The organism is Dolosicoccus paucivorans (assembly GCF_900100125.1).
Lineage (GTDB): Bacteria > Bacillota > Bacilli > Lactobacillales > Aerococcaceae > Dolosicoccus > Dolosicoccus paucivorans.
Window position 1 is genome coordinate 1 of sequence record NZ_FNEL01000012.1, and the last position, 11,721, is coordinate 11,721.

Genomic DNA, 11,721 nt, shown 5'->3' on the forward strand with positions numbered 1-11,721 from the left:
CCAAAGGCGCTGGTTAAAATATGGAATCCATGAAACTGGGTTCAGGGAAATATAAAAGTACGGTAGAGGAAAACCAACAATAATTTGACACTATCCTCAAAGTCTTTGTCTTTGAGCTTTTTTAGATTATCATGATACAATAATCTTAGAGATACAAGTGTGTGTAAGAGGAGTGATTATTAATGGACCGTTCTAAAGAGTTACAAGAAGCGCTTGAGGCGAGCTATGCTACGTTGAAGCAAGTGGATATCGCAATGGCTGCACTGAAGAAGGCTTCGAGATGGGGTTGGATTGATTTATGGAAAGGTAAGCGTCTTTCTAGTTATTTGAAACGCCGGAAGATTCGGCAAGCGAATCGAGCGATAGAGGCGATGGAAAGATCAGTAACAAGACTGCAGTCTGAATTAGCGGATGTCGCGTTAGTGATTCCAGGTGCCGTAAGTGATCGCCTCCGTGATAATTTCTGGGATATATGGGTCGATAACACCTTTATAGACTTGAGTGTTCAGTCGAAGATTAAGCGAGGGCAACAAGAGTTGAAGGTCTTTCGTAAAAGAAATCTTGGCGCTAATTGAACAATTGAAAGACGAACTAAAACAACGTTAAACGCAAACAAACATTGTGAGTTGCTCGGTTGAGAACTTACAGTTTTTTTGTAGCTATAATCATACACTTTTTATTTAGATTAAGGTATAATTAATATTAACAAAAATAAGTAAGGGGGAAAAATTATGAAGTTAAAAACTATTTTAAAAGGGACAAAAGGTGTAGGTTCATTTGCTGGAGGCGCAATATTCGCTAGTCTGGCCCGTCAAGTATTAGGAAGTCAAGGTGCCCGTGAAATATACGTAAATGCATTGGCTAAAGGAATGCATGCGGTTGATGGTGTAAATACGGTTGTATCTAACGTTAAACAAGAAGCTGAAGATTTATATGAAGAGGCTAAAGACGTATATGCGCACGAGAAGCAACTTGAGGCGATTGAGCAATTAGATGAAGATGATGAGTGGAGTGAATAAAGGAATTAAGTGGCTTATCCTAAGGGAGAATACTGGCCGCATCCGTCTTGAAGTTTCTTTTAAATGTACTCCCGCTGTTCAAAGTTATTTACTTGAATTAGCACAACAACATTCTGCGATTCAACGCGTGAAGTTCTATTTGAATGAGCATCGTCTATCTGTATATTACGAACCAGGGGAACGCGATGAAGTCCTGGCTTGGTTAGATTGCATCAATGTGGACGAGCTGTACCATATCTATCAAGATAAGCAAGAATTTACAGCTTTGAATCCCGGAAAGATCGTGACGAGTCAGCTATGTAAGCGCTGGGTCTATCTACTCTGTGTACCTAAATCGCTAAGAATTTATTGGACACTCGGTAAAAGTACTCTATATTTACTGGAAGCATGGCGTTATTTGAGACGGGGTCAATTAACAATGGAAGTGCTAGACTGTGCAGCGGTATTTGCCTCTATTGGATTAGGTGAAGTAGCATCAGCGGGTCGAATTATGTTTATTTTAGAATTAGGTGAACGACTAGACGAGTGGACCATATCGAAGTCAATTCACGACTTAACTTCCAGTTTAGATCAAGAGCACCTTCTAATTTGGGTAGAGAATGAGCAAGGTCGACGTTACCAAGTTATGACCCAGCATATTCAAGTTGGTGATCATATTGTAGTTCAAGAAGGTGAGCAAATTCACTTTGATGGACGAATTATTCGCGGGAGTGGATCAACTCAAGAAAGTAATTTAACTGGAGAACCGTTCCCGGTGCCGAGACAAGTTGGCGATGAAGTTTATTCTAATACGACGCTAGAATCTGGCGAGATTGTTGTAGAAGTCACAGATGCAGTCTTTAATAGTCGTCTTGAGGAGCTGGTAAAAGCAATCCATCAATCGTTGGGAGCGCAATCCGCCAATCAAGCAAGACTCTATCATCGTGCAGACAGCCTCGTAAAATATAATTTTCTAGGATTAGCGATCACCTACTTCCTTACCCGGAATTGGGGCAAGGCGTTATCATTCTTGCTGGTCGACTTCTCGTGTGCCATCAAACTGTCAACGTCTGTAACATACTTGACGGCACTTCGTGAAGCTATGGAAGCGGGAGTGATTATTAAGGGATCGAATAATCTTGATTTATATGGAAAGATTGATACCTTTGTCTTTGATAAGACGGGGACGCTCACAGAGTCTAAATTATCTATAGCGAAAGTTGCACCATTTGCAGGGCATAGTTATCAAGAAGTTCTTTCGATTGGGGCCTGTCTGGAAGAACATCTCTATCATCCGATTGCACAAGCGGTGGTTGATAAAGCACGTGATGAAAGTATTACTCACGAAGAGATGCATGGACCCCTGGTACATATAGCATCACGAGGAATCAAATCTTCCATTGATGGCGATGAAGTTTTAATTGGAAGTGAAGCGTTTATCCATTCCGAAGAGGTCTGTTTAACTCAAGAGCAGATAGAATTTGTAGAGGATTATCGAGATTTGTATAATTTACTGTATTTAGCTCGAGCAAAAGAGTTAATTGCGATTTTCTGCATCGATACGCCACTGCGTGAGAATGCAATAGAGGTCTTGTCACAACTAAAATCTGAGGGCAAGCGGATTGTGCTATTAACCGGAGATACTCCTGAAAGGTCGAGATTATTACAAGAGTCCGTAGATTTTGACGAGGTCAAAACACAGGTCACGCCACAAGATAAAGTAACCTATATAACGACAGCTCAGCAGGCCGGACATAATGTATTAATGATTGGGGACGGTCTGAATGATTCAATTGCTATTACGCAGGCGGATATAGGTGTAGTGATGGGAGATGCATCTGATATTGCTCGTCAAGTTAGCGATATAATCTTTATCAATGATGATTTATCTTCCCTTTACACTTTGAAGGACTTGAATCAACGCCTCGACCATCAACTATCTCGCAACTTACATCGAGCGATTGGGATTAATACATCCTTAATTGGGCTTGGTTTGATGGGGTGGATGTCAGGCTCTATGTTAGCAACCTTACATAATCTATCTACTGTTTTGATTGTAGTGGATAGTTTTAAGTTAGAAGCTAAGTAATGAGTTTTGTTGTATGAATGGAATTAGCAGAAGTATCCTGTCAAGGATACCCAGGGCAAGTGTATTTGACTAAGAATAAAAAACTGTGAGTCACTCGATTGAGGACTCGCAGTTTCTTTCTATAATTAATTAATTTGTGATGCTTCAAGAATTTGACACTATCACTGAATCGATCTTATTTGCTTAAAAAGTGTTAGTAAATTATGATTAAGAAGAAGAATTAGACGTAGAAAGGATGATCGAACGATGGATTTTTTAGAAGATGATGATCGCCAATTTTCCGAGTTAGAAAAACAAGTATATATTGCTCTGCAAGCCGTTGTGGACCCGGAGTTAGGCATTGATGTGGTCAATTTAGGATTGATTTATGATGTCCAGATTGATGATAAAGGGCATTGTGATATCGATTTAACGCTAACAACCATTGCCTGTCCTTTAGCAGGAGTGATTCAAGAAAATGTCCGTCAAGAAGCGTTAAGTGTGGAAGGAGTCAATTCCTGTGAGGTGGAGTTTGTTTGGTATCCACCTTGGTCTCCAGATATGATGTCTCGTTATGCGCGAATTGCTTTAGGAATAAGATAATTATACCTTGTTAGAAAGTCATGAGAATTCATCTTGCTTTTCATTTTAATTTGTGATTAAATGAGGATATTCAACTCGCGATATATGATTTAAAGTCGTTGAAACCTACTAGAATCAACCTAGATCTATAGCGAGGATTTTTGAAAGGATGAATTAGAATGAGAAGAGATTGGGGCTTGGTTCCCAAGTTGTTGTTAGGGATTGTTATTGGAGCATTAGTCGGGTATTTATGGCGAGTCGCCTCTTTACCTGTTCTTATTTTACGGGTTCCTTTAACCTTATCCAGTTTGTTTAGTACATTATTAAGTTTTATTATTCCGATTATGATTGTTGCCTTTGTTGTGGCAGGTATTTCCAACTTAACGCAAAATGCCGGGAAATTAGTGACCGCAACCCTTCTTTTTTCCTATACATCCTTATTGGCAGCGGCTTTAATGACTTATATTGTAGGACAAAGTATTTTCCCACATTTTATTCGCCCCATTACACAAACAGCAGGTGAGGGAATTGAAGCGATTGAACCATTATTCAGCTTACAAATTAGTCCCTTTTTTGGTGTAACGGAAGCGATTATCTTTGCCTTTTTAATCGGACTAGCTTTATCTGCATTGTCTCGTGTTAATAAGGCGTTGACGATGAAGCAATTATTTATTGATTTTGAAGCAGTTATTACTTATTTATTAGGTCGTTTAATTATTCCGGTCCTTCCTTATTATATCTTTGCGAACTTTATTAACTTAGGATATACCGGACAAATTGCTGAAGTGTTTAAAGTATTTGGTATTATTTTACTATTAACCTTTATTCAACACTTCGCGTATGTATTATCATTATTTGGATTTGCTTCACGCTTTGTTCCAACCAGCTTTAAAGATATGATCAAAAACCAAGTGCCGGCTTATTTAACTGCGTTTGGTACCCAATCATCTGCTGCAAGTATTCCGGTTAACTTAATGTCGGCTAGAGATAATGGATTTAACGAACAAATTGCTGAATTTGTTATTCCATTAACCGCAACGGTTCACTTACCTGGATCAATGATTTCTGTAAGTAGTACCTTACTTGGTGTAATGATGATGCACGGGTTAGATTACTCGCCCCAAGTAATGATTCCATTTTACTTAACCTTAGGAATGAGTTTAGTGGCTGCACCGGGTGTGCCTGGGGGAGCGATTATGACGGCTTTACCATTTATGTATATGGTAGGAATTGAACCGGATGGTCCATTAGCGTCATTACTGATTACTTTATATATTACTCAAGACTCTTTTGGAACTTCCATTAACGTTTCTGGAGATAATGCGATTTGTGCTTTAGTGGATGCTTACGCTCGTCGCTTTAAGCCAGCAACGAGAATTAAATTAGAACAATAAACCTTGAACTCTCGCTGTTTGCGGGAGTTTTTTTATTATTGTCAAAAAAAGTCAAAATAACCCTTGACCTTTCCTGACTAATGATATATACTAAGTATAGGCTCGATGAAGAGCTTACTTTATTAACTTTAATTTGACCAATTTTGACATATAAACAAATCGAAAGGTTGTGACAGAATGATTGAACAAATGACAAGTACAATGCAAGAAGCTTTAGGGCAAGCGCAACAAGTTGCGGTTACTCGTAAACATCAAGCCATTGATGTACCTCATTTATGGCTAGCATTTGTACAACCCGGACATTTTGCCCATGATCTTTATCAAGAATTAGGCGTCAATTTGCCTGAATTTAAACAATTAATCGAACAAGAAATTGACCGTTTATCCGTCGTTGAAGGAAGTAATATTCAATACGGTCAATCCATGAGCCAACGACTCAATCAACTATTAATGAAAGCCAATGAGATCGCCAAAGAAAATGAAGACGAATACATTTCAACAGATGTTGTGATGCTTGCGATCTATGATCAAACGGGCAATCCAATTACAAAATATTTAACAGATCACGGTATAACTGAAGCTGTGATGAAAGAACGAATTAATGAATTAAGAGGAGGAGAGCGTGTGACTCAACAAAACCAAGAAGCAATGTACGAAGCGTTAAAACAATACGCTGTGAACTTAAATGAAGCCGTTCGCGAAAATAAAATTGAACCAGTTATCGGTCGTGACGAAGAAATACGCGACGTCATCCGTATTCTTTCTCGCCGAACTAAAAATAACCCGGTATTAATTGGTGAACCAGGGGTAGGTAAAACCGCTATTATTGAAGGGTTAGCTCACCGTATTGTTCGCAAAGACGTACCAGAAAACTTAAAAGATAAAGAAATTTGGAGTTTAGACTTAGGTTCTTTAATTGCTGGAGCTAAATTCCGCGGTGAATTTGAAGAGCGTTTGAAAGCCGTTTTAAACGAAGTGAAAAAATCCGAAGGACAAATTATTTTGTTCATCGACGAAATTCATATGATCGTTGGCGCAGGTAAAGCTGAAGGATCAATGGATGCTGGAAATATGCTTAAACCAATGTTAGCTCGTGGGGAACTCCATGCGATTGGTGCAACAACGTTAGATGAGTACCGTGAGTATATCGAAACAGATAAAGCACTAGAGCGTCGTTTCCAACGAGTGATGGTTCAAGAACCAACTGTAGAAGATACAATTAGTATTTTACGTGGTATTAAAGAACGTTACGAAATCCATCACGGAGTTGATATTCACGATAACGCACTAGTAGCTGCAGCGGTTCTTTCTGATCGCTATATTACGGATCGTTTCTTACCGGACAAAGCCATCGACTTAGTTGATGAAGCCGCCGCAACCATTCACGTTGAAATGAACTCCATGCCAACAGAAATGGACCAAGTGACCCGTCGTTTAATGCAGTTAGAAATTGAAGAAGCTGCTCTTAAGAAAGAAACCGACGACGCAAGCAAGAAACGTTTAGAAACGCTCCAAGAAGAATTAGCTGAATTAAGAGAAGAAGCGAATGAACTTACCATGCGTTGGGAAGTGGAAAAACAAGCAGCGAATAAATTAAGAGATAAACGTCAAGAAATTGATGACGCGCGTCGTGAGTTAGAAGAAGCAGAAGCTAACTACGACTTAGAACGCGCTGCTGAATTAAGACATGGTTTAATTCCCCAATTAGAACAACAACTTCATGAACTACAACAAAGTGAAGACATTGATCACGACAGTCGTTTAACTCAAGAAGTAGTAACTGACGAAGAGATCGCCAAAGTCGTAGGTCGCTTAACAGGTATTCCAGTGACTCGTTTAGTTGAAGGTGAACGTGAAAAATTAATGAAATTAAACGAAACTCTTCAACAACGTGTGATCGGTCAACAAGAAGCGGTAGATAAAGTCACTGAGGCGGTGTTAAGAAGCCGTGCTGGGTTACAAAATCCAAACCGTCCAATTGGTTCCTTCTTATTCTTAGGACCAACCGGAGTTGGTAAAACAGAGTTAGCTAAAACGTTAGCTCAAAACTTATTTGATTCTGAAGATCATATGGTTCGAATCGACATGTCTGAATATATGGAGAAACACTCTGTGTCTCGTTTAGTCGGAGCGCCTCCAGGATATGTGGGTTATGAAGAAGGCGGTCAATTAACTGAAGCGGTTCGTCGTAATCCATATACCATTGTTTTATTAGATGAGATCGAAAAAGCTCACCCAGATGTGTTTAACATTTTACTTCAAGTATTAGATGATGGTCGCTTAACTGACTCTAAAGGTCGTACCGTAGACTTTAAAAACACCGTCTTAATTATGACAAGTAACGTCGGATCTCACTTAATTTTAGAAGGGGTCGACGATAAGGGCGAGTTATCTCATGAAGTGAGTGAACAAGTCGATGAAGTGTTAAAGGTTCAATTTAGACCTGAATTTTTAAACCGTATTGATGACATCATTATGTTCACGCCACTTACAATGAACGACATGACGAAAATCGTCTTCAAAATGCTTGATCAATTGATTGATCGTTTAGAAGATCAAGATATTGAGTTAAGATTAAGCGAAGAAGCAGCTCACTGGTTAGCTGAAAACGGGTATGATCCAATCTTTGGAGCTCGTCCATTGATGCGCTTTATTACTCGCGAGTTAGAAACTCCTCTTGCGAAAGCTTTAATTAGCGGTAAGATTTATCCAAACTCAGTGGTAACAGTTGAATTAGAAGATGATCATTTAGCGTTTGATGCGAAAGCGATTGAAGAATAATTTGAATCAATACACTCCATTTCAAATGGGGTGTATTTTTTTCTAGGCAGTCCTATCAATACGTGGTACAATGAGACAGTAGTAACTAAAAAGGGGTGATCAAGTGAACTATAAACAAATCGATAAACTGATTATGAAATATATTTTTGTTATTGCGCTACTAGTGTTAGCCATTACCAACTGGCCACGAATTTCGAGCGGATTGGAATATATTTATGGCGGGGCTGCACCGGTTATTAATGCGGTCATTATTGCTTATATTTTGAACTTATTAATGGTGCGGTATGAACACATTTGGTTTCCAAAAACAACAAACCAACGTCTAAAGAATTTACGTCGTCCGATGTCCTTAGTACTTGCTTTATTGACGATAATCTTAGTTATTATTATTGTATTAGGGATTGTGTTACCACAATTAATTTCGATTATCGCACAATTGATTGAAGACATTCCGCGAGCTGCTATTTGGACGCAAAGTTTTATTAATGATTTTGAAAGATTATTCCCAGAAGTAGACGGTTGGATGCATCAGTTAGATATGTCTTGGACAACGATTAGTGCCAATGCGATTCGTTATATTAATGACTTAGGTCAACGATTATTATCGTTTTCATTAACCTTTGTGACGAGTTCAGCGTCGCGTATTTTCAACTTATTGTTGTCATTTATTTTAGCGATTTATATGCTACTATCGAAAGAAAAGATCATTTATCAAGTGAAGCGAATTATGCGTGTCTTTTTACGACAACATTGGTATGACCGCATTATTCACGTTTCTCGTGTCATCAATGATTCTTTCATTAGCTTTACTGTCGGAACGGTTATAGAAGCCGCTATTTTAGGGACAATGGTTGCGGTAGGGATGTTTGTTACTGGCTTCCCTTACGCTGGTATGATTGGTGCTTTAACTGGGGTAACTTCATTTATTCCATTTTTAGGGGCCTATATTTCAGCAGCGGTTGGTTTTGTGATGATCTTAGCCGATAGTCCTGTGAAAGCTTTGTGGTTTATTGTATTAATTATTGTTCTTCAACAAATTGAAAGTAACTTAATTTATCCTCGCGTTGTAGGAAATTCCATTGGTTTACCTGGCGTATGGGTGCTTGCAGCTGTAACGGTTGGAGGAAGCTTATATGGGGTGACTGGAATGGTTATCGGCGTACCAATTGCGGCAGCTTCTTATAAGTTGCTTAGAATGACAGTGCAAGAAAAAGAGTCGATTATGAAACAACGGGATGAAAATATGTTAACACCTGAAAAACAACCTAATGAATAAAAAGGAGCAGTTCAACGCGAACTGCTCTTTTTTAGTTGAGACAAGCTTGGGCAATGATTTGTTCAAATTGACGTACATCAATTTGTCGACCTAATTTAATTTTAATGGAGCCTATTTTAGTCCAAAGTTCGACTTCTGAGTTCAAATCAAGCGTTCCTGCATTTTCCGTTGACCACATATAAACGGACTGATAAGGCACACTGTAAATTTCTTTCTTTTTACCGGTCAATCCTTGAGAATCGACGACTACAAGACGTTTCGTCGTAAAGGCGGCTACGTCTCGAAAGGTTTTAAAGGCGGACACGATTCGCTCGCCTTCAACTAAAATAGCTTCAATTTCTTCTGGGGGAGTAATTTCATTGACAAATTGCCAGGACAGTTTACTGCTAAGTTCGTTCATTATAAGGCTCCTTCAATTGATTTTATATTTTTATTATATACACTTATGCAAAAAAGTCACCTCATTTTACTACATGTAAAATGACAAAAAATTATAAAAGTTAATTTATTTTAATTATTTTCACATTTTTATCTTTACTTTATGGGTTAATCCGATTATGATTAGATAATACAAAGGAGTATTTTAATGAAACACGAAGATTATTATTACTTAAAATTAAAAAAACATGAATTATCAGTCCCTCATTCAAGACATAAACGCCGCATTCGCGTGCTGTTACCGAAAGATTATAAAGAAGAAACAGCTCATTACCCGGTTGTTTATTTCCATGACGGACAAAACGTCTTCCACAGTAGCGAATCCTTCAGTGGTCATTCATGGAAGACCATTCCAATGATTAAGCGCAATCCAGGTTTACCGAAAGTGATTTTAGTCGGAATTGATAACGCCGGAAGTGAGCGCATCAATGAATATACCCCTTGGCCTATTACTGACAGTCCACTTCCACCCGATATTAATTTAGGTGGTCATGGATCTGATTACGCCGCTTTTGTTATGGAAGTAGTCAAGCCTTTCGTCGATAGCCACTACCGGACGAAACCGGAAAAGAAATATACTGCCATGATTGGTAGCTCTTTAGGAGGAAACATTACCGCTTTTATGGGCTTACGTTACCAAGACCAAATTGGCGGTTTAGGCGTTTTTTCTTTAGCGAATTGGATTACTCAACGACCTTTTGACGAGTATATGGATCAAGTTGATCTAAATCCCGACCAAAAGGTGTACATTCAAGTAGGAACCCAAGAAGGCGACGATACGGATCGTCAGTTAATGTATGGAAATATGAAGCAAGCTTATATTGATACGACTTTAAGTTATGCCAAACGCTTAGTTCAACGAGGTCTTCCGATTGAAAACATTGAGTTAAATATTTTCGCCGATGAATATCATATGGAAGAAGCGTGGGCGCGTCATCTTATTAAATGTTTTAGATTTTTAAGCCAAGATTGGTAAATCTTCTCGATAGAAAAGGAGTTTTAAAATGAACTTTGTTATTATTTCCCCTTATTTTCCAACGAACTTTCAACAATTTGCTAGAGCATTGCACGAAAAAGGCGTCAATGTCTTAGGTATCGGGTCAGAGCCTTATGCACAGTTAGGCCCTGCATTACAACATTATTTAACCGAGTATTACCGAGTGGATGATTTAGAAGATACTGTAGCCGTCAAAAAAGGTGTCGCTCACTTTTTTGCTAAATATGGCCCGATCGACCGCGTCGAGTCTCATAACGAGCATTGGTTAGATCTTGACGCAGCTTTAAGAGAGCAATTTAATATTCCTGGATTACGTCCAGCAGATTTGGAACAAGTTAAATATAAATCTGAAATGAAAAAATTATTTAAACAGGCAAAAGTGCCCGTCGTTGATGGAATGGTTGTCCATAGTGCCAAAGAAGTGGACCGTGCGGTGAAGAAGTTAAAACTTCCATTAATCGCTAAGCCAGATAATGGTGTCGGAGCAGCAGCCACTTATAAATTACTTAACAAAAAAGATGTGGAAGAATTCAAAAAGTATTATGACGGCACTGTTCCATACTTTTTAGAACAACTCATTCAAAGTGATCAATTGTTGTCTTATGATGGATTAATTGATCAAGAGGGGAATATTGTCTACGACATTTCCCTTGAGTATAATATTCCGACATTAGATATGTTTGACGGAACCTCTGATGCAGCTTATATTATCGCTAAAGAGGTGTCTGACAAATTGCGTGAGTATGGCCAGCGAATTGTTAAAGCCTTTGGCATGAAAGAGCGCTTTTTCCATATCGAGTTTTTCAAAATGCCTAATGGAGATTACGTCGCCTTAGAGTACAACAACCGTATTGCTGGAAGTAAGGCGGTGGATTTATATAACTGTGTTCATTCCATCGATTTCTTCTCAGCTTATGCTAGTGTCGTATTAGGCGAAGAAAAGATTACTGGATTTGAACAGTGTCAACCAATGTATGGGGCAGGGATTAGTCGTCGCTATCGTACTCTTTATCAACACAGTTTTGATGAAATTCGCGACAAATACCATGATCAAATGAAGTTTGATGAACCCCTACCAGAAGTCTTTTCAGATATTATGGGAGACCATATGTTCTGTCTTGTCACAGATACAAAAGAAGAAGCTCAAGAAGCTATTGACTATTGTCATGCAAAAGTAAAATAGGAGG

Annotated in this window: 10 protein-coding genes; 9 read left to right on the forward strand and 1 reads right to left on the reverse strand. The window is 38.7% G+C overall.

Annotated elements, in window-relative coordinates; genetic code table 11:
• Window positions 1-182 precede the first annotated feature (182 nt).
• The 7 genes from BLR79_RS03060 (at window position 183) to BLR79_RS03090 (ending at window position 9,099) form a co-directional block, all read left to right on the forward strand.
• Window positions 183-575, forward strand: a complete 393-nt coding sequence (locus BLR79_RS03060; protein ID WP_092084743.1) for a hypothetical protein — start codon at window positions 183-185, stop codon at window positions 573-575.
• A 156-nt stretch (window positions 576-731) separates the two neighbouring features.
• Window positions 732-1,019, forward strand: coding sequence for a DUF6110 family protein (locus tag BLR79_RS03065; protein WP_092084745.1), 288 nt, complete (start codon window positions 732-734; stop codon window positions 1,017-1,019).
• Entirely contained in the window at window positions 994-3,087 is a 2,094-nt protein-coding gene (locus BLR79_RS03070) for a heavy metal translocating P-type ATPase (protein ID WP_092084747.1), read from the forward strand. Before BLR79_RS03065 ends, BLR79_RS03070 begins: the two co-directional genes overlap by 26 nt.
• A 246-nt stretch (window positions 3,088-3,333) precedes the next feature.
• Window positions 3,334-3,669 (forward strand): metal-sulfur cluster assembly factor, encoded by a 336-nt coding sequence (locus tag BLR79_RS03075; protein WP_092084749.1) that lies wholly within the window; start codon window positions 3,334-3,336, stop codon window positions 3,667-3,669.
• A gap of 158 nt (window positions 3,670-3,827) precedes the next feature.
• On the forward strand, window positions 3,828-5,042 hold the full coding sequence (locus tag BLR79_RS03080) for a cation:dicarboxylate symporter family transporter (protein WP_092084751.1): 1,215 nt from the start codon (window positions 3,828-3,830) through the stop codon (window positions 5,040-5,042).
• A 177-nt stretch (window positions 5,043-5,219) separates the two neighbouring features.
• Complete coding sequence (gene clpB, locus BLR79_RS03085; RefSeq protein WP_092084753.1) at window positions 5,220-7,823, forward strand: ATP-dependent chaperone ClpB; 2,604 nt, start codon at window positions 5,220-5,222, stop codon at window positions 7,821-7,823.
• 103 nt (window positions 7,824-7,926) lie between these two features.
• Window positions 7,927-9,099: an AI-2E family transporter gene (locus BLR79_RS03090; RefSeq protein ID WP_092084755.1), complete on the forward strand. Its 1,173-nt coding sequence runs from the start codon at window positions 7,927-7,929 to the stop codon at window positions 9,097-9,099.
• A 31-nt stretch (window positions 9,100-9,130) separates the two neighbouring features.
• Here the strand turns inward: BLR79_RS03090 and BLR79_RS03095 are convergent, their stop codons facing one another.
• The gene (locus BLR79_RS03095; RefSeq protein ID WP_092084757.1) at window positions 9,131-9,499 is read right to left on the reverse strand and encodes a PH domain-containing protein; all 369 of its coding nucleotides are present in this window, start codon (window positions 9,497-9,499) and stop codon (window positions 9,131-9,133) included.
• A gap of 186 nt (window positions 9,500-9,685) precedes the next feature.
• Here BLR79_RS03095 and BLR79_RS03100 point away from each other — a divergent pair, with 186 nt between their 5' ends.
• Both BLR79_RS03100 and BLR79_RS03105 read left to right on the forward strand, forming a co-directional pair.
• Window positions 9,686-10,513: an alpha/beta hydrolase gene (locus tag BLR79_RS03100; protein WP_092084759.1), complete on the forward strand. Its 828-nt coding sequence runs from the start codon at window positions 9,686-9,688 to the stop codon at window positions 10,511-10,513.
• Between the two features lie 28 nt (window positions 10,514-10,541).
• On the forward strand, window positions 10,542-11,717 hold the full coding sequence (locus tag BLR79_RS03105; RefSeq protein ID WP_092084761.1) for an ATP-grasp domain-containing protein: 1,176 nt from the start codon (window positions 10,542-10,544) through the stop codon (window positions 11,715-11,717).
• The last annotated feature ends 4 nt before the right edge of the window (window positions 11,718-11,721 follow it).

Excerpts from the sequence above, each read along its gene's own strand:
- BLR79_RS03060 (WP_092084743.1), top strand. The coding sequence starts at position 183 with ATGGACCGTTCTAAAGAGTTACAAGAAGCGCTTGAGGCGAGCTATGCT.
- BLR79_RS03065 (WP_092084745.1), top strand. The coding sequence starts at position 732 with ATGAAGTTAAAAACTATTTTAAAAGGGACAAAAGGTGTAGGTTCATTT.
- BLR79_RS03070 (WP_092084747.1), top strand. The coding sequence starts at position 994 with ATGAAGATGATGAGTGGAGTGAATAAAGGAATTAAGTGGCTTATCCTA.
- BLR79_RS03075 (WP_092084749.1), top strand. The coding sequence starts at position 3,334 with ATGGATTTTTTAGAAGATGATGATCGCCAATTTTCCGAGTTAGAAAAA.
- BLR79_RS03080 (WP_092084751.1), top strand. The coding sequence starts at position 3,828 with ATGAGAAGAGATTGGGGCTTGGTTCCCAAGTTGTTGTTAGGGATTGTT.
- clpB (WP_092084753.1), top strand. The coding sequence starts at position 5,220 with ATGATTGAACAAATGACAAGTACAATGCAAGAAGCTTTAGGGCAAGCG.
- BLR79_RS03095 (WP_092084757.1), bottom strand. The coding sequence starts at position 9,499 with ATGAACGAACTTAGCAGTAAACTGTCCTGGCAATTTGTCAATGAAATT.
- BLR79_RS03100 (WP_092084759.1), top strand. The coding sequence starts at position 9,686 with ATGAAACACGAAGATTATTATTACTTAAAATTAAAAAAACATGAATTA.
- BLR79_RS03105 (WP_092084761.1), top strand. The coding sequence starts at position 10,542 with ATGAACTTTGTTATTATTTCCCCTTATTTTCCAACGAACTTTCAACAA.